Source organism: Neolewinella persica DSM 23188, from assembly GCF_000373105.1.
Classification (GTDB): Bacteria; Bacteroidota; Bacteroidia; order Chitinophagales; family Saprospiraceae; genus Neolewinella; species Neolewinella persica.
In genome coordinates this window covers 109769-129516 of record NZ_KB890415.1, presented here as the reverse complement: position 1 = coordinate 129516, position 19748 = coordinate 109769, and the positions used below count along the sequence as shown (strand labels likewise).

The following is a 19748-nucleotide window of genomic DNA, read 5'->3' as shown; positions in this document are numbered from 1 at the left end:
GCTGGGATAGTTATTTGATCCACAAGGACAGCATGGCGCTAAGTATTCTTGCTATCTTGTGGAAGTCTTACCGTAATCCCAATCTCACCGAAAATGTACATCTTACACCTCCTTCTTGCCTTATTGGCGGGTGTTTCTCCACCCTCCGTACACTCAGGCAATGCTCCAGACCCGGATGTACTAAGCTGCTATGCTGACGCAGCCAACGTTGACCTTTACAAGCAAAATGCGGCGTATTCCCGCCGGACAGATTCGCTTGAATCGGCCTGGTCAAAAGCTGCGAGCAACCTGTCTCAAGAGAAGTCAGCGGCCGCCCCACCCTACGTCCTGCCCATCGTATTTCACATTGTGCACGAGAACGGATCGGAGAACATCCCAGATACTGACGTACAGCGAAGTGTTGATTTCCTTAACCAGGCGCTCGCCAATACGGATTATTACGACCCTTCAACCGGGGCAAACACCCAAATTCAGGTTTGCCTTGCGCAGAGAACGCCCGACAACCTGGCAACTAACGGCATCACGCGCACCACCTCTCCGCTGACCAACCTAAATACTCAGGATGACCTGATGCTAAAAGATCTCAGCCGGTGGGCTCCAAGAGATTACATCAACGTCTGGGTGGTAAAAGAAGTGAGCGGCCTGGGCCTTGGAAATAGTTTGGCAGGGTATGCCTATTACCCCGGGGCACACGGCGGCCGGGTTGACGGCATCGTTATGGAGGCCCGCTGGCTTGCTCGCGACGAAGCGGCAGTCGGAGTACTTATCCATGAGCTGGGGCATTACCTCGGCCTGCGCCACACCTTCGATGGTGGTTGCACCAACGACGATTGCACCATCAACGGAGACCGGGTATGTGATACCCCGCCCGACCAATCCACCGTGGCGGTTCCATGCGGCGGAAGTGCCAACAGCTGTGATACGGACACCGATTCAGGCTTCGCCACCGATCAGGACGACATGCACATCAACTACATGGATTATGGTTTCTTCCGTTGTTATTCTGCCTTCACGGCCGGGCAACGGGACCGGATGCATTTTTTCCTTGATGGCATCCGCCGGAGCTTGACGGAGAGTAAGGGATGCCTGTCGCCTTGTCCGGGCCTGGTTACGGCCGATTACACCGGCGGCGACGTTACGGTGCAGGTAGGCACGACCCTCAACTTCAGCAACACTTCCAATAATGGAGCCACCTTCCGCTGGCTGGAAGGAGCAACCTTACTAAGCACAACTGCCAACTATAGTCAGACATTTAACACCGTCGGAACCTATCGCATCAAGCTGGTTGCTACTCCCGCCGACCCAACATTATGCCTGGCAGACTCCATTGAACGGGTTATCCACGTAGTTTGCCCCGTGACAAGCGACTTCTCCTTCCCCACAGCAGACTATGAAACCGGTGCCGTAATCACGTTCACCAACACTTCCACCGGTGGTGGAAGTTCATCCTGGTCCGTCAACGGAACCCAGGTTGTCACTGATCCCGATATGACCTTCACTTTTGCTGCGCCGGGGCGTTATCAGGTTTGCTTGCAGGAAAGCAATGGCTTGTGTGGCGAAGAGCGATGTCGGTCGCTAATAGTCAGCGCCCCTCCTTGTGACGTCCGTGCTGCTTTCATCTACAGTAGCAATGGTTTTTCCGTGGGTGGCTCCGTAACTTTCGCCAATGTTTTTAGCAGCGGAACGACCAGTACTTGGACAATCGACGGCACGCAGGTAAGTACAGAAACCAATCTCACCCGGACCTTCCCAGACCTGGGCAGTTTCGAAGTTTGTTTACGCGAAAGTAATGGGATTTGTGAACGGGAGTTTTGTCGGGTAGTAGTGGTTCCGGAAGAGCCTTGTACCGGGCCGGATTGCCCTGGGAATGAAGGCTGTTCTGAGGGCTTCACGTATCTGTACGGTCTGCCGGACTCCGATGCAATAGAAGAGGTGACGGCAGTTTTGCCCGATGGAGACCGCTTTTATCTGAGCGTTTGGGATAGCCGCAGGCTTTGGGTGATGGCCGTCAGAGAAGATGGTTCCATTCTCTGGCAAACGGAAGTCTTCCCCGACGGAAACGGGAGTTTAATCACCGAGATGATGATCGATGACGAAGGGCAACTTGCGGCCATTGGGCGTACTTCGACAGCTAGCAACATTGGAGCCTACAGCTTCATGGTTCGAATCAATCCCAATAACGGGAATCTGCTTTGGGCGCGTAGTTACCAATCGGAGCAAGTACGCCCCATCTTCAATCGTTTATTTAGTCAGAAAAATACCGGAAACTACGCCATCATAGGTTACACTGAAAACACCAATTCGGCCATAACGGTATTTGACCGGGATGGGCTATTTCTTACCATCGACAAAGCCGACGGCAGCATCGCAACTGGGCCGTTGCATTATCAAAACAACGGGATCTTACGTTTCAACTCCGCTGCCTATGACCCTGACAATGGCAGGTACTACGTGCTGGGAAGTATCGATGGCGGAGCAAGCCCGGGAACCTTGAGTAACGGCACCTTTCTCGTCGTATTGGATGAATTAGGGACACCGCTAACCAATCGGTTATACAACCTCACGCAGGTGGGCAATTCCTTTCCGGTTGGGATAGTAAAGGAGGGAGATGAGCTCGTAATTGCGATCACCGCCGAATTAAATTCGTCCACTTCCCATAATACTTACTTTCTGCGAACGGCCTTGAACGGCGACCAAAAAACGGCTAGACTACTCCCTAACTTAACCGGGCCGGCTAAGGAGATGATCGCCAATAACCAAGGTTATACGCTAGTGGGTAATTCTCTGTTTGCCCCACCTCCGAATCAAACCGATCTGATCCAGCTCAATCGGAATGGTGAGGTTAGTTGGGCCACTACCATCCTCGATCATTTTCACTTCAGTAGCCAAAGGTTCTTGGCAATGCCCCAGATGATCAATACACACAACAATCAGGTCGTACTGGCCGGCCTCCATCGCCCATTTCGGGAAGGGACTTTGCTGAACCTGAACTCTTTTGGCACGCCGGTGGCTGGTTGTAACGACTTTGAACGGGGAGCCGTAACCAGCGAAGAGACAGATCTGCGTACAAGTAGCCTTCAGTTCTTTGCCGAACCAAGCCAATACTTCACGAATGACTTTTTCTCGGAGCCTGGGGGACTTGCGTTTAATCCGGAGAGTTGTGCGCTGGATTGCCCGGGGGTTGACACGACCGGAAATTGCGGTATGCCTCTCCAGCTAAACTATAGTACAGAAGGAGGTCTGCCAAGGCAAAGTTTCCATCAGGTCATACCAATGCCTGATGGGTACATTCTAGGAGGAACAGTAGATGAACAGGCAACAGTACTTCGAGTGAACCATGATGGAGAGATCCTGTGGCAGAGGAAATTTAGAGGGGAAAGCTCCTCCCTAAGAAAATTGATTATTGACGAGGACGGCTTTTTAGCTGGCCTGGGTCGAGACGGTACTGATGGAGAACCTTCTAATCCTTTTGTCTTCAAGATTGCCCTCAACGATGGCACGGTGCAATGGACAAAAAGCCTGAGAACTGAAGTTGGAGATTTCCACCTAAATGAAATCCTCCACCCAGGGCCTGGAGAAAACTACCGTTGCTTTGGGACGTATGAAGTCGTTGGAAATGCCATCAGTAACCGCAGGATTGGATTGATGGTCGAGATCAACAATGTAGATGGTAGCTTGCCTATGGGTACAACAAAGCTTTACATCAGAGATGAGCGAATAGACTTTGATGCCGCCACCATAGACACGGAGACGGGTACTTATTATGTTACTGGTTTCTTCCAAGCAGTTGCAGGCTCAACTGGTGGCGCTAATAGAACCCAAGGCAGTAATCTACTGGCCCTCAATGCTTCCGGGGAGGTGCTATGGGCAAGACAATTGTGGACCGATACCGGTTCACAGAACGACCAGGGGCCGTTCGCAACGGATATAGAACTTGATAACGACCTAATTGTCGTTTCAGGCTGGAGCCAAAGAGACACAAGCGACTCCTTTTTCAAAGAACTGTACACGTTTAATCTTGCAGGAGAACCGCTTGACAGAATTGAAATTTACAACCACACTGCAGCCATCAACAATCTCGGCTATTGGCCCAATAAAATTGTGGTCAATAGTGCAGGTTACTTAATCTTTAATTCTGACTTCAACATATCTGATTTTAGTTTCAATGAACAATTGACGCAGATAAGCAGGAATGGCACCTTGCTTTGGTCAAAAAACTACCGGGGGCCTGCAACCGGAAACGGATTAAAAGGCGAAGGTCTGGCCATGGATGGTAATAATATCATCCTGACCCACACAAATGAAAGAAGCGGAGGGGTATTTTCGGTATTGCGACTCGGTCCAAACGGAGAGGCGTCCACGTGCGTCCTTGAGGCTACACAGGAAGCTTATACCGTAAAAGGGGAAATCAATAGTGGACCAATTGATCTGGAGATTTCTCGGCAACCTTTATTCTCGATCGATGAGGAATGGGAAGCTGGAGCGTTAAGCCAGACCATCATCAGTTGTCCTGGAGACTGCCCCTCCGAGGAAGTCTGCAACAACCAAATTGACGACGACGAAGACGGCCTGGTGGATTGTGACGACCCGGACGTGGCGGATGACTGCTGCTGCGCGGCACTGCCAACCATCGATTTAGGGCGAGATACTTCACTCTGCCCGGGAGACTTTCTTGTGGAGGGCACCGACCGGCGTTTTGTGAGTTACCGTTGGTCCACCGGAGCAACGACCGACAGCATTGTCATCGATGTGGCCGGCGAATACTGGCTGGAGGTCACGGACAGCTGCGGCAACTTAGCTTCCGATACCCTCACCCTGCACCTGCGGCCCCGCCCCCTACTAGACCTGGGGCCGGACACCACGCTTTGCTCCAACGCCATCATCCCCCTACTTGCCCAGGATGGTTTTGCTACTTACGAATGGGTTGATGGCACCTCCGAAAAAGGCTTTACCGGCTACGGAGAGGGCGACTTCTGGGTGCGTGCCACCGACTCCTGTGGAGGTGTTCAGACCGACACCGTCCGCGTGAAATTCGACCCCGCTACAGAGATCAACCTGGGCGTGGATACCCTGATTTGCCCGGGAGACACACTGACCTTCACTCTTTCGGGTTACACCAACTATCAATGGAGTGAGAGTACGTTTATCGACTGCATCAACTGCCCGGAAGTTCGCTTTGCCCCGACGAGTGATACCTTACTGCTTGTTGCTGCGGAGTTCGGCGGCGGTTGCTTTAGTTCCGACAGCATCAGGATAAGGATCCAACCAATAATTGGAAACCGAGATTCTGTGTACTTATGCCCTGGCGATAGCACCGTCTTTGGAAATACTACTTTATTTACCAGTGGACAATACCTTGAGGTAGTGGAAGGTATCAACTGTGAGCGAACTGACACACTAGACGTATTTCTACTGCGGGACACCCTGATTTTGGAAACCTTCAGTATTTGTCAGGGAGATTCCATGCTGGTCTTCGACCGTTTTGAAAGCGCCGCAGGTACCTACGAACGGCGTTATGCTGCTGCGAACGGTTGTGACAGTACGCAGGCCATTGAGTTGATCGTCCGACAACAAGCCTTTACTTCAGCAACCATCAGCATTTGCGCGGGTGACTCTACCCTGATTTTCGGAAATTCCGAACGTACGCCTGGTGAATACAGACGGGTCTTTCCTGCGGCTAATGGCTGTGACAGTACGCACCTGATTACGCTGGAAGTCGATGCACTAAACGTTTCTGCAGAACAGCTACGACCTGCATGTGGCGCGGCCGCAGGTGCAGGGGAAGTGTTTTTCAATCAGCCAACCAGTGCGGTCAGCATCCGTTGGCCGGACGGCACGGACCAGGCCCAAAATAATGACCTCGCTGCCGGAGACTACGCCGTAACCGTTACCACCCTCGCCGAAGGTTGCACGGCCATCGCCAACCTCACCATAGCGGCTGGCAGAGACTTGAACCTATCCGCTTTCGTAAGCCCAGAGACCTGTCCCGGAGAAAATGACGGGGTAATTACAGCAGGCCCAACTGACCTGAACGGGTTGAGCTTCTCGCTCAACGGCGGCCCGGCAATCTCCACCCCCGAGTTTACCAACCTTTCACCAAATGATTATTCCTTGCTGGTCATCGACAGCTTAGGCTGCAATCAGGAATTGCTCCTTACCGTTGAAGCCGCCAGCGAAGTCTTATTGGACTTGCCAGCCACTCTTTCCATTGTCCTGGGGGATTCCGTGACTTTGTTACCACAGACCAACCTACCCGCCGACACCTACACCATCAACTGGAGTTCCTCCCTGGGGGATACCTGCTCAGCCTGCCCCAGCCTAATTCTGCGACCACCAACCACCGTCACCGTTTCGGCAATACTGACGGATATCAACGGCTGTTCGGCCACAGATCAAACGGTAATATCCGTTAGTGAAGAAGATCTCTTTTACCTCCCAAATGTTTTCAGCCCTAATGGTGATGGGGTAAACGATGAGTTTAGGTTATTCCCCGGTCCCGGCGTGGAGCAGATACTACGTTTCTCAATCTTTGACCGCTGGGGAGGCAGGGCCTACCACGCTGAAGAACTGTCCCCTACCGACGCACTTGCCGCCTGGGACGGGCGATCTCCTAATGGTCAACTACCGTCCATCGGGGTGTATGTTTACCTTATTGAAGTCAGGTTAACAAACGGGGAGGTCGTTAGCCAGGCTGGGGAGGTTTTGCTGATGCGTTAGGGAAAAAAATTGAATCGCAGATTACACAGATGCAGTAGGCTTAATCTGCGTTAATGGCGAAATCCGTTGTAATCTGCGATTCAATTCTTTCTACTGGCGTACCACTCGCAGTACCTTATCTTCCCCCACCCGTAGCAGATAGATCGCGGGAGGCAAATCCTGTAGGTTAAGTGTAGCCTGGCCATTGGCCAGCTTACCGGTACGGAGCACCTGCCCCAGGCCGTTGAGCAAAGCATAATTTGCGGATAGGTCTGACGACTCAATATTCACCCGGCCATCCGTAGGGTTGGGCCAAACGGTCAATCCTTCTGCTGCGTCAAAAGCTACAGTGCGGACTTCGGAGAAAGACAGTTGTCCGTCGAGGTCCAGTTGCCGCAAGCGGTAGTAATAGGTTGTTCCGGCACGGGTTGTTTCATCGGTAAAGGCATAGGAAATCGATTGATTAGCACCTTCAGCAGCAGGAACCCAACCGAGCGCTTGCCAGGTATCATCGGTGGCAGAGGACCGTTCAACTGAAAAACCGTCGTTGTCCACATTCTGGCTGACCTGCCAGTCAAGCTGGGCGCTTTTTCCGGAAGCCCTGGCCGTGAACCCTAACCATTCTACTGGCAAAACTTCACTACAGGTTCCTACGACTTGAAAGTTATCGATCCACATCACGTTTCCAAAATCATTGATGTTTTCAATTTGGATCTTCACGTCGGATTCGCCGGCAAAGGCACTCAGGTCCAAATCAATACATCCGGGTCCCGCATTGCACCAATCGCTCTCCGTTGATGGGATGAAGACTTCCTGATTATCCGGACCGGTAGCGAAGTTACCGGAACCATTTTCCTGGCCGGTAAAAAGTACCTGAGCGGGACCTCCATCTACAGAAATCAGTATACGAAGTACATCATTGTTGAAAGCGTCGTAGCGATTATAGGCATATTCTAATTCAACCCTGGGGGCACTAACCTGGGTTAAGTCCAGGGAAGGGGTTTCCAAAATATCACTTTGCCCTAAGTTGTTATTATCGAAGTTGTTGATGCCGGCGGAGACCTTACCCAGGTTACCATCCACCTCCAGTGATCCCCAGGAGTTACTTCCGGCGTCGGGATTAATCACCGTCAGCGCGCCAAGCCCATTTTCGAAAGACTCTACAAACAGGACAAACTGTCCACCACTATCGCCGTCAACTACATTGATGGCGATTGGGGTAGACATACTACCAAACTGATTCGTGGCGGTAAGGGTGGCCGTGTAATTACCCGCAGCGGCGTATGAAATAACCGGGGCATCTTCAGTGGAGGAAGATGGTGTTCCTCCGGGAAAGGACCAGGATAAATCGTTTACCCGTCCTTCAGTTGTATTGAAGAATGAAACAAGGCCGCCAGCGCAAACCAGGGTTTCCGGCGCCTGCGCCTGAGTAGCCGGAGGTTCTGGTATCGGGCAACTCGCAAAGCAGGAAACACCTTCGTAATAAGCAGTAATCACATCGATGGATGTTTGAGACCATTCCGTAGATGTGTTGACGCTCGGAAACATAATCTGCCTTGGATCATCCGGACCGTCGGGATCATGTAATGCCCCGAAATTGTGGCCAAGTTCGTGGGCCCAGAGAACCCGTAACTGAGCAGCATTGGTGGAGAAGTTTTGCAAAACATTGTATTCACTGCTGGTGCAGACAACACCGATATAAGCCAAACCGATGGTGCTGCCATCAAAATCACGGCCGGACCATAGGGAAGCTACGTCGAAATCGGCAGAAAAATTACCGTTTCTTCCCCAGGTTCGAAAGTCTGGCAACAAGACCTGCGAGTCGGTGTCATTGGTCCATGGGTCTTCGGCGTTGGTGGTAGCGATAAAGGTGGCCGTCACCACAAAGGTTAGTGCATCGGGGAATTCATCGTCATAGTTTGTTTGCACTGCGGCCAGGGTGCCAAGCATGAAGTTTTCTACGCTGGCGGCGCTTCCGAAGTCCTGGAACATCTCGAAGTCGGCGGCTAGTGCGATTTCAACTTCGAAGCATTCTCCAGCTCGTTTATTGTAGTCGGTGGTGGGTACCTGTTCATGGAAGCCCGCAGCGGTGCCGCAGGCACCGACCATGTCTTTGACGTCGATGTTACGATATACGATGTAGACATCGTCAGGAGCAGCGGGCCAGAGGCGCCAGAGGGGTTCCAGGTTAGTGGTTTCTCCATCCTTTTCCCAAGAGCCGAGGACAAATTTTTCATCAATGGTAAATACTGCGGTGCCCCCATCTGTCAATTTCCCACGGAATTGAGCGGAAGGATTCCGGGCCACCAATGCTCCGGAGCCTTTTGTTTTAGTCGTGACCATCTTGTGGTTGGCTGCTCTTAAGTCCCAACGATGTAAGGTGAAGTTTAACGAGCCGTCAACCGTTTTCAGCGCGAATTCCAGTTGATCACTCTTCAGCTCATTCAATGCTTCTAAGTCGAGGGTCACCAAATCGTATTGGTGGAATTCGGTCAGGATTTCATTGGGTAACTGTAGGTCAGCGTTTCCCAACGTCAGGTTGGTTTGGGCAAAAAGAGAACCGCTAAGGCAACAAAGTGCCAGTAGCAAAGAAGTAAGGTTTTTCATTGAATATTTTTCTAGAGGTCGAGTTCGAAAGCGCGGAGTCGCATAAAAAAGTAGGCTGCAGCAATCCTGCGGTAAAAGATGCGCAAGATAGGGTGCTGCACTTAAAATAGCTTGTCCGCTTACCGTCATAATAGTGCGCACGCGGGTGCAAGAGAGGTTAAAAGCATGCCCAAAGGGCATAAGTTTGGGGAGTACATTAGACGTTTGAACATGTTCCCCGCAAAATGTTTAGGAGAATTACGTGGCACAGAGCGCCTGCAAACGCTATTGATCTCAGGTCAACTGCCTCCCAAACCTTACGGTTTGGGTACAGTTACGAGAAAAGGACAATATTGGATTCCGCTATCCCTTAGCCTTCAGGCAAACAGGTGAAAACTACTAATGTGCTCTTAAAATCTAAAGTCAGGACAACTAAATACAAGCCCTGCAACGTCTTTAGTCCGTCATTCCTCTTATATCGGAGTCGCCCCTCTTTTCCCACACGCTTACCGCCAAATGAATAGAACTTTTATCCTGCTGTTGCTTCTACTGGGCGTCATACCACTTGGCGCACAGACCATTAAGGGCTACATCACTAATGAATTCCTGGAGCCCGTCCCGTTTGCCAACGTCCTGGTACAGGAATTGGCTACTGGCACCACTTCCGATGACCAGGGCTATTACGAACTCAATCTGCAAACAGAAGGAAACTACCGACTCATTTTCTCCAGTCTGGGCTATACGTCCCATAAAGAAAATGTGATTATTGGCCTGGAGCCGTATGAGTTAAACATCAGCCTGACTACCTCAGATGTGCTGTTAAACGAGATCACCGTAGCTGCCGGCCGAAAAGACCCTGCCTATGCCATCATCAAAAAGGTAGTGGAACGGAAAGACCGACACCTGCGGGCGGCCGATTCGTACCGGACGGACATCTACGTCAAAGCCGTAGAGGAAGTGGAACGCAACGAACGCAACCGTAAGCCTGCGATAACCCTTGACGCTTCCCCAGAAGAAGAAAACGGAATGCCTGATCCTTTCGCGGAGGAAGAAAAAGCCCGCAAAGAGCTGCTGGGCAGGCTCAATCTGGTTGAAATGGAGGTTACCCTCAACTTCAAACAGCCCCGCCAATACAAAGAGGAACGGACTGCTTACCAAAAATACGGCAACACCGGTGGGTTGTTTATTCCCCGGTTCGGCGAAACAGATTTCAACTTTTATCGGAACATGGTACTGCTTACCGGTATTTCTGACGCGCCCGTAATTTCTCCGCTAAGTACTACCGGCGTACTGGCCTATAAGTACAAACTTGAGAGTACCAACCTGGAAGGGAGTCAGATCGTTTATGAAATCAAGGTCTCGCCCCGCAAAAGTGGGAACAGTACCTGCCAGGGTACCATTTGGATTAATGAAGACACTTACACCATTAATCGGCTTGACCTCACCTTCAGCAAATACCCGCTGAAATTTTTCGATGCGTTCCGCCTCCAACAGGAATACGTTGAGCATATCGATAGCCTTTGGACGGTCAGCAAACAGGTCTTTCTCTACGTTGCCAAGCAAGGCAAAAAAGCAACCTTCAGGGGAAACACCACCCTCTCCTACAGCAACTACGAGCACAACTATGCCTTTCCCGACAAGTTCTTCGGCAACGAAGTGGCCGTCACTACCCGCGAAGCCTATAAGCGCGACAGTACCTACTGGGAAGGTAGCAGAACCGTTGCCCTGACTACCGAGGAGGCCAAAATGATCAATATCCGGGATAGCCTGAAGGCCATTACCTCCAGTAAGGAATACCAGGACAGCCTCCAGGCTAAGTACAATAAAATAACCCTGCTCGAACTTGCATGGGAGGGCGTAGGCTTTCGAAACAACGCTAAGAAAAGCCACCTTTACGTAGGCTCCCTGGGTGAACTGATCAACTTTTCCGTAGTAGGTGGCTGGCGTTTTGGACCCTACGTAGGTTACAACCGGAGGTATGAAAATGGAAAAATGGTCAACTTCAGCGGCAGTATGAACTATGGCCTGTTGAATCGGGATTTACTGGGAAATTTCAACATATGGCACCGCTACAATCCTTTCAACCTGGGTGAAATCTCCGTCAGCGGCGGGCGCAGTTTCGAATCCATCAACCAGTTTGACGCCTATCTCAACCAGCTTCGCCCTTCCAATTATATCAAACTCGAAGCCACTCGATTTCGGCACAGCATTGAAGCATTCAATGGATTTTTCATTTGGAACGAGGTGGACTTTAGTGCCCGCAAACCGATCACCGGTCTTCGCACAAGTTCCTTCCTTCAGGATATCGTAGAAGACAGTGAAGAGCCACAGGAGTTCGAGCCCTACGAAGCACTGCGTACAACCACCGCAATCACCTTCACCCCTGGCTTGAAATACATGCGGGAGCCTGATCGTAAAATTCGTTTGGGCAGCCGGTGGCCTACCTTCCAGATTCTCTACCGGAAAGGCTGGAATGGCCCACTGTCCAGCGATATAGACTTCGACTACCTGGAGGGATCCATAAAACAGGAGCTTCGTCTTGGGATCATTGGGAACTCCAATTACGAGTTAAAGGCCGGCAAATTCATCAATACCAGGGACCTGCGGTTCATTGATTTGAAACGCTTCCGGGAGTCTGACCCCTTTCTGCTCTCCGATCCAACGCAGACTTTCAACGTATTGGATACTTCGCTGACCACATCGAACCTGTTTTTCGAATTCCACCACATCCATCACTTCAACGGTGCTTTGATCAACAACGTACCGTTGCTAAAAAAGACCAGGATAAAGACGATTGCCGGAGCTGGATTTCTATGGTTACCCGAAGATAATTTCCGCTATCAGGAAGTGTTTGTGGGCATAGAACGCGTCTTTAAAATCGGCGCGCGTCGCCGGCTTCGGATTGGAACTTACGCTGTACTGGGAGATGGTACTGCGGGCAAGGCGGATACTTCCTTTAAGGTCAGCTTTGACATCATTGATCTTTGGAAACGGGACTGGAGCTTTTAGGCGCGTACCAGGCGACGGCGACGAGGGGTAAAACCAGCGCAAACCGGACGCCAGTATAAACGAACGGTACGATATACATGATTCCATCAAGCATGGCACCTTTGCTGTATCCTCCTGCAAATTCCAGCATGGACGCGGGAAACCCATAAGTAACAAACTCACTGATCGTGTACAGCAGGTACGCAAAAACTATTGCCCAGTTCACCTTGAATTTGTCCCATGCGTACATCATGTTGACGGCAAAAACTACTACCGCAGTGACCAGGCAGTAGACCGCATGCGGGCTATCAGCAAATTGAAAATTATTTCCTGCCAAGGCTAACGTACCCAAAATTAAGTGTCCGCCGATCACGGTATTTACCTGCGCCAAAGCGTCTTCCCGCTGGTAATTATGGATTCTGTCTGTGGGTTTCATTTTCTGTTTAAGATAAGTTCCCGGGAGGTGAATAATCAACCCCTACTAGACTTACCGACAAGATCTATGGATAAACATCGAACATTCTTCCCCTTGCCCCTGCTTCTACTACAGAGCGTTTAACAATCGCCTATTTCAATATTTTTTGTCTGAATTACATTTAAAGGCCCGCAAGAGATTAATTTCATGCGGGCTCTTTTTGGGCCGCCAACCATTACGTCAAGGCGAAAATCCTTTAGTCCACCTCCAGAATCAGGCTCCTCCGCATTTAACATTATGGGTGTAGCGACTGTGCCGCGAGTGCTTGAGCCCCCCCGTTGCCGCAACATTTGATCGGTCCAAGTACAGATGCCTGAGAGAGAAGTGATAAATTACATCCCCAACAAATCCGACATAGTAAACACGCCATTACGGCCAACCACCCAGCCGGCCGCAGTAAGCGCTCCCCGGGCAAAACCTTCCCTGGAATGTGCGGTATGTTTTAGTTCCAGCGAATCCACTGCACTGGAGAACGTTAACAGATGGGTACCGGGAACGCCCGCTTTCCGTACGGAAGTGATGGGTATAGGGGTTTTATCAGGATCTGGCGAGGCCGCAGGTGCAATGGACGCTTGGGGAACCGGGGAACGTACCTCCGCCAGGGCCCAGGAACTGTAAGCATCAAGTTGATCCCCCACCCTTTCTGCCAGGGTTATGCCCGTCCCACTGGGTGCGTCCAGCTTTTGGGTATGATGGGTTTCCTCCACACGAACGTCGTAGCCTCCGTATTGATTGATCAGCTGTGCCGCCCGCGCTGCGGCGGCAAAAAATACGTTGACGCCCACGCTAAAATTAGAAGCCCAAAAGAGGGTGCCCTGCGCAGCATTTACTTCTTTAGTTATGGTCTCCAGTTCGCCGAGCCATCCGGTGGTCCCAACTACTACGGGAACACCAGCTTCCACCGCCAGCCGGATATTGGCCACCGCGGCCTCCGGCCGCGTAAAATCTATGGCTACGTCGGCCGCAGAAAGCTGCGTGGCTGTCAGGTTATCCCGGTTGTGTTCGTCTACCGTCAAAACAATCTCATGACCAGCATCCTTCGCCATGGACGCAATCAGCTGGTTCATTTTTCCGTAGCCTAGTAGGGCAATTTTCATGGCGTCATCGGTAGAGGGCTTGCAGCCCGATTGTTAGTAAGTCGTCAGCTTAATTCAGCGTTTGTGGGCCAGTTTCATTTGCCATTGGCAAATGTCGGGCTGCAAGCCCTCTGCCAGTCTACAACTCCAGATCGCCCCCAACTTCCTCATGCCATGGCAAGCCATGCACCGCAAGCTTTTTCAGGAATGGATCGGGGTTGAATTGCTCGACGTTGAATACGCCTGCTCCGCCCCATTCTTTGGTAAGGAGCATCATTGCTCCGGTCATGGCAGGAACTCCGGTGGTATAGCTTACACCCTGCGCGCGGGTTTCTTTAAAAGCCTGAGCGTGGTGGCAGTTGTTCCAGATGTAGTAGGTCTGTGGTTTGCCGTTTTTAATGCCGCGAATGCGGCAACCGATACTGGTTTGGCCAACGTAGTTTTCCCCAAGTTCTCCGGGATCTGGTAAGACCGTTTTCAGAAATTCCAGTGGAATAATTTCCACGCCTTTGTGCATCACGGGTTCGATCCCGGCCATGCCAATATTTTGGATTACCCGAAGGTGGGTCAGGTACTCATCGCCAAAAGTCATCCAGAAGCGTGCGCGCTTGATGGTCGGAAAATGCTTCACTAAACTCTCCAGTTCTTCATGGTATAGAACATAGCTTGCTTTGGGGCCAACGTCGGGGTAATTAAGATCCTTACGTATACTGAATGGCGGGATCTCAATCCAGGCGCCGTTTTCCCAGTATTTACCATTTTGCGTAATCTCCCGAATGTTAATCTCAGGATTGAAGTTGGTGGCAAATGCCTTGCCGTGATCGCCGGCATTGGCATCAACGATATCGAGATAGTGCATCTCGTCAAAAATATGCTTGGCGGCGTAGGCAGTAAAGATGCTGGTCACCCCGGGGTCGAAGCCACAACCGAGGATGGCGGTAAGTCCGGCAGCCTTGAAGCGTTGGTGGTAGGCCCACTGGTGGCTGTATTCGAATTTTGCCTCCTCTTTAGGTTCGTAGTTGGCCGTATCCAGGTAGTGAACGCCGGCATTCAGGCAGGCTTCCATGATCGTAAGATCCTGGTAGGGCAAGGCTACGTGGATCACCATGACGGGCTTGTACTCTTTCAGTAAGGTGGTGAGAGCGGGGATGTCTTCGGCGTCAACACCGGCCGTTGAGATCCGGTCGTAACCAAGGTCTTCCTTAATATCAGCCGCAATTTCCCGACAACGGGCTACTGTTCGGCTGGCAATCATGAATTCGCTGAATATTTCCGGGTGTTCGGCACATTTATAGGCGACAACGCGAGCAACGCCTCCGGCGCCGATGATCATTACTTTGCTCATAAGAGAATAATTGTATAATTGAGTGTGAGAATAATTGTATGGTTGCCGCTGTTGCTACTCACTTCGCTGCGCTTGTTCGCCTTCTGAGTTGGTGAGTTGCTGCCGCTGTTGCTACTCATTTCGCTGCGCTCGTTCGCCTAAGGTGAGCAAGCGCAGCGCTGCAAACGGCATTTGCGGTAGCAACTCTGTGACTCAGTGACTCGCTAAATCAACCTTCCCTTGCACCTGCGGCCGCGCCTCATCTAAGTTCATAGTATGGTAGTTCATAGCAGTACGCTAACGACCATGAACTGCCAGACTATTGACTAAAACCTATGGTAAGTTCGGGTAATCAATTTTAGAAGGGCGTTCTACGGCATTGAGCATTGGCAGGTTGACGACTTCAGCTTCTTTGGGTCCAACGGTCATAAAGCGCAAAAAGCCACCGTGTGACTCCGCGACATGTTTGGCGAAAGAGCAAAAACTTTTGTAGTAAAGATAGCCGAAGGGCTCGTCCATTTTAGCAAAAACATCGTTAAGGCCACTTAGTTTAGCCACGATGGCTTCCTGGCGCGGTGCTAACGCATTGGGCAGTTCTTTCATCATTTCCATGATGCGGCCCGTCAGGTCATTATCGACTTTTTCGTAGTAGGCATTGGTCTGGCCCTTCTTATTGAAGCTGCGGATATCAGCCAGGCGCTGTGCTTCGGCGATTTCCACTTCGTCGATATCATCGTCGGCTCCAGCCACAAGGATGGTAATCAGGGGAATGGCATCGAGCATAAGCTGTTGCTCGGCGGGGGTCAGGTTGTGAAATTCTTTCAGCATTTTGTTGGTACTTTGCCGCAAATATATAATGCGTAAATGCAACAAGCCCTACTTTTCCTTATCGCAATCATTGCCGGGGTGATGCTGCCCATTCAAGCCGGGCTTAATAGTGAAATCGGGCGGGTGGTAAAAAGTCCGGTTTACGCTACGCTTATCTCCTTTTTAGTTGGCACTATCGGCCTGATGCTCTACCTGTTAGCCACCCGAGCTAACTGGGCGGACATTAAAGGAGGCACTCACTTACCGTGGTACTATTGGACCGGCGGACTGCTGGGAGCAATGTACGTGGTCGCCATAATTATTCTTGCTCCCCGACTTGGCGTCGCGCTCACCTTCGGGCTTACGGTTGCCGTCCAAATGGCCGTTAGCATCGTAATGGACCACTATGGTTGGCTCGGTGTGCCTACCTCTCCCATTAATTGGGCGCGGGTGCTTGGGGTGACGATGGTGATCGGAGGGGTGGTTTTGATTCGGAGCAATTAGGTTCGGACGCCCCGATAGCTATCGGGGCAGGTGCAAGGATTTAGCGAGTTGGTGCGTCAGTGAGTTAGCGAGTCACTGAGTGGCTGCCGCAAATGCCGTTCGCAGCGCTGCGCTTGCGCACCCAAGGCGAATGAGCGTAGCGAAGTGAGCGGGACCAGCGGTAGCAACTCACCAACTCAGTGACGCACCAACTCACTAATCTTACAACAGACTATGGAATAAAGCGCTGCCCCTCGTCTTTAAGCCGGTAAGGAATCCATGATTTTCAGGATCTACCGGTTTTCATGGATTCCTACCCAAAAGATACTCCCTAACTTCACCACACAATCCAAGTAGTTATGCGCGTTTTCCAACTTCTTTTTCTCTGCATATTTGCCGTCTCACTTATGGCACAATCGGGTACTCCGAACGCCATTGAGGCCCGCCAGGGAGAATCCCTTACCTATGAGCTGGACCTCGACCAGGGCACGCCGCTTAGTAGTCTTGACTGGGCCTGGAGTAGCCAGAATGCCTGTTTCGTAGAACCTCGCAAAGCGTTTTTTACCGGCAACAACGTCTTTTTCAAAACCGAGATTCCCAAGTACTCTACGATGGTGATCCGACTGATTCCCAAAGACTCTAAACAGAACATGAGTCTTTATGCCTATTCTGGCGGCCATGATGCGCTGCCCCCAGAGCTGTACAGCTGCGTTAGCTGTGAAGCAGATTTTCACCAGGACCGCCAACACGTTGGCCGGGCCAAACCTGATCATACCCGTAGCGTTGAGCTTCGTGCGGTCACCCGGCCTTACCCCGTCACCATTGGGGTTGTCGGCGCAAACGGACTTGATTCAGGGGCTTTTTATCTGGAGGTTACGGTTACAAAGAATCGGTAACTTTATTGGTCTATTGGTTGTATTGGTGCTATTGGCGTAAAGGACAACAGCACCAATACAACTATCCCTTACTGTGGATCATAACCGCCACCGCAAAGACATAAAGGAATCTTTTAGGGACATCACTCCACACTTATTGGAGCAGCAACTCCCCATTAACTGCTGAGCAGAGCTCCCCGGCCCCTTCCCTGATTTTAAGGTATTTTTGGTAAAGGCTGGCAGATAGATCAAGCAGCCTGAGTTCATTTCTTAAGGCCCTTTCTTCGATCTCTAGTAAAGGTAGCGGGCTAAACCCTTCTTTCTTTTTTAGCTGGCTACCTATTCGTATCAATTCTTCCTTTTCTCTCAGATGCGCAGAGATCATAAAATTGAAGTGTCCATAATCAATCAGCCAAGCGGCCATATCTGCTTCGTATCCAACTTTTTCAGCTTCTACAGCTGCTGCTTGTTCCCTTCGCAAGGTCTCTTCTTCTAATTCCAACTCTCGTATTTTGACTAATTTTCCTCCAGAGTTAGGTAGCTGAAATGCTAGGCCGATAGAAAGGCGCTCCCGGGGTAAGTCGGAATGAGGCCCCTGGTATTTCACCTGGGCGAAATCAAAGTACTGCTTTTGCTCCGCTTTTTCCAATTCCAGTTCACGGGCAACGGTCTCCAGCTCATAGTCTGATTTTGGATCATTAGTTAACTTGAAAGCCCCTGGGAAGCTGGCCCCAATTTGGGATAAAGTGATGAAGCCAGTAAAAGAAAAGGAAGGTTCCACCAGGCCCATACTATTATTGATCCGGGCTACTTCAGTGTTCAAACGGGAGAATCGCAGGTCGAGGTCGGTAACGTCTTGCCGTAACTTAACCAGCTTGGACCAATCAAAGTCGAGGCTACCAGCCTGACGATTTAGAACTGTTTGCCGATCGTCAAGGACGATCCTCAACTTAGTGAGGATGGTCAACTCCTGATCCATCAGGTAGAGTTCCAGCCAGCTGTCATACCGATCTGCCAGGGCATCGCATTGCGACTCCAAAGCCTCAAAGTCAGGAGCAGATTCCTGGTGGTTGTACAATGCCGTTAAAGCCCGTCTTTTTCTCCCGGTACTTGGCGCCATCCGAAAAGTGTATTCCTGCCGTTCAACATCAAAGTCCCTGGTTTCCGTTCGGAATTGGTACTCTTCGAACCACGGCATTGGGGGAGCTTTACCCTGTCTGCTACCAGTAGTCCCCATAACTTCCTCCATGCCAATACCAAAGAATTCCATAGAGGAGATCACTCGTTGTGCCGTTGTTTGCGATGGGACACTAAGGAGAACTACCAGTAATGGGATACTGTGACAAGTGACCTTTCGGTAGTAGTCGTTGATCATTTCAGGTAAAAGCATAACCTCAATCATTTATCGGCCGCATTTAAATCAGGTGAGAAGTTACCGCTCTGTTGGCTCCCGACGGATGCCAACCTTTTCCTTTTGCAGAAATAAGTTTTCGGGAGATATTTCCACAATAACCTCCCTACCGTAAGTCTTGAAATCGGGTAGTTTTCTCAACCTGTTAGGAATTTCAACGATGCGGGAGCCGAGACCAACAACTTGACCAGCGTAAGTCCGACCTTCAGTTTTAAGGGAATAGACTTGGAGTAGATCACCAAAAGCGACTTTGGCCGTCTGGTCTTCGTGGACATAGCCACGGACAATACTCGAATGTGGCTCATAGAAGGAAAGCAAAGTAGCATAGGATTGGACGTGTTCCGCCTCCCTTACGTCGATGTTACCGACGATACCATCGGAAGGTGCCTTTACGATAAAGGGCTGAACTTTCTGTTCTTCTTCAAACTCCATTTCGGCCTCAAGCCGAAGAATTTGTTCGGCGTAAGGATTTTTACCAAGGTTCAATTCCTGCCGCAGGCTTTCTCTCTTCAATTGAGCGGCTTCCTGCTTACGGGCTTTCTCTAGCTCCAAAGTGGTAATTTTATCCTCGATCGGTTGATAGTCAGCAGCCGTTACGGTGATGGACTCCAAGCCTGCCGCTAAAGATTTTTTGTAGGCGAGCTCTTTACGGAGAGAGATAATGTCCTCATTAATTCGGGACAGGTCGTCGCTCGATTTCCACGCTGTTTCCTGCATTTCACTCTGCTTACGTTGTCGCCAGAGATTTTCTTCGGCACGAAGCTCCGCAATTCTGAAAGTTTGATCCGTTAGTGTTTCTTTAGCCTTTCTCCGGCTCACCTTCAGGAGTGCCTCACCTTCCTTTACGGACTGGCCAGGGCGGACCAGCAGTTGATCGATAACTACGGGGTAGTTGTAATTGACCGTTGTTTCGTTGCTTTCGGCAAAGCCGAAAAAATTGAGGTCCTCATCCGTTGGCGGGCGGAATAGAAACACAAGTGATAGCCCCAACAGCAGGACCATTGGGTAAAATAAATTGAAGCGCATT

At 50.8% G+C, this 19748-nt stretch carries 11 protein-coding genes; 4 read left to right on the top strand and 7 right to left on the bottom strand.

Annotation, left to right across the window (positions count from 1 at the left end):
* The first annotated feature begins 93 nt into the window (after nt 1-93).
* Entirely contained in the window at nt 94-6717 is a 6624-nt protein-coding gene (locus B036_RS0103425) for a M43 family zinc metalloprotease (protein ID WP_020567287.1), read from the top strand.
* Between the two features lie 90 nt (nt 6718-6807).
* Here B036_RS0103425 and B036_RS0103420 read toward each other — a convergent pair whose 3' ends face one another.
* The gene (locus tag B036_RS0103420) at nt 6808-9303 is read right to left on the bottom strand and encodes a M12 family metallo-peptidase (RefSeq protein ID WP_020567286.1); all 2496 of its coding nucleotides are present in this window, start codon (nt 9301-9303) and stop codon (nt 6808-6810) included.
* Nucleotides 9304-9798: 495 nt separating this feature from the next.
* On the opposite strand from B036_RS0103420, the gene B036_RS0103415 reads away from it, so the two are divergent.
* Nucleotides 9799-12291: a DUF5686 and carboxypeptidase regulatory-like domain-containing protein gene (locus B036_RS0103415; RefSeq protein ID WP_020567285.1), complete on the top strand. Its 2493-nt coding sequence runs from the start codon at nt 9799-9801 to the stop codon at nt 12289-12291.
* On the opposite strand, the gene B036_RS0103410 is transcribed toward B036_RS0103415, so the two are convergent.
* From B036_RS0103410 to B036_RS0103395, 4 genes are all read right to left on the bottom strand, one after another.
* Nucleotides 12257-12706: a hypothetical protein gene (locus B036_RS0103410; RefSeq protein WP_026231647.1), complete on the bottom strand. Its 450-nt coding sequence runs from the start codon at nt 12704-12706 to the stop codon at nt 12257-12259. The two genes, B036_RS0103415 and B036_RS0103410, sit on opposite strands and share 35 nt — an antisense overlap.
* Before the next feature lie 371 nt (nt 12707-13077).
* Nucleotides 13078-13842 carry a 4-hydroxy-tetrahydrodipicolinate reductase gene (gene dapB, locus B036_RS0103405; RefSeq protein ID WP_020567283.1) on the bottom strand — a complete coding sequence of 255 codons (765 nt, stop codon included), beginning with the start codon at nt 13840-13842 and terminating at the stop codon, nt 13078-13080.
* Nucleotides 13843-13960: 118 nt separating this feature from the next.
* A complete protein-coding gene (locus tag B036_RS0103400) occupies nt 13961-15166 on the bottom strand; it encodes a saccharopine dehydrogenase family protein (protein WP_020567282.1) in 1206 nt (401 codons plus the stop codon).
* Between the two features lie 312 nt (nt 15167-15478).
* The gene (locus B036_RS0103395; RefSeq protein WP_020567281.1) at nt 15479-15973 is read right to left on the bottom strand and encodes a hypothetical protein; all 495 of its coding nucleotides are present in this window, start codon (nt 15971-15973) and stop codon (nt 15479-15481) included.
* 36 nt (nt 15974-16009) lie between these two features.
* Here B036_RS0103395 and B036_RS0103390 point away from each other — a divergent pair, with 36 nt between their 5' ends.
* Entirely contained in the window at nt 16010-16456 is a 447-nt protein-coding gene (locus tag B036_RS0103390) for a DMT family transporter (protein ID WP_020567280.1), read from the top strand.
* Between the two features lie 338 nt (nt 16457-16794).
* Nucleotides 16795-17331 carry a hypothetical protein gene (locus B036_RS0103385; protein ID WP_044101709.1) on the top strand — a complete coding sequence of 179 codons (537 nt, stop codon included), beginning with the start codon at nt 16795-16797 and terminating at the stop codon, nt 17329-17331.
* A gap of 133 nt (nt 17332-17464) precedes the next feature.
* Here B036_RS0103385 and B036_RS0103380 read toward each other — a convergent pair whose 3' ends face one another.
* The gene (locus tag B036_RS0103380; RefSeq protein WP_157472019.1) at nt 17465-18700 is read right to left on the bottom strand and encodes a hypothetical protein; all 1236 of its coding nucleotides are present in this window, start codon (nt 18698-18700) and stop codon (nt 17465-17467) included.
* A gap of 42 nt (nt 18701-18742) precedes the next feature.
* Nucleotides 18743-19747, bottom strand: a complete 1005-nt coding sequence (locus tag B036_RS0103375; protein WP_026231645.1) for an HlyD family efflux transporter periplasmic adaptor subunit — start codon at nt 19745-19747, stop codon at nt 18743-18745.
* Between the last annotated feature and the right edge of the window lies 1 nt (nt 19748).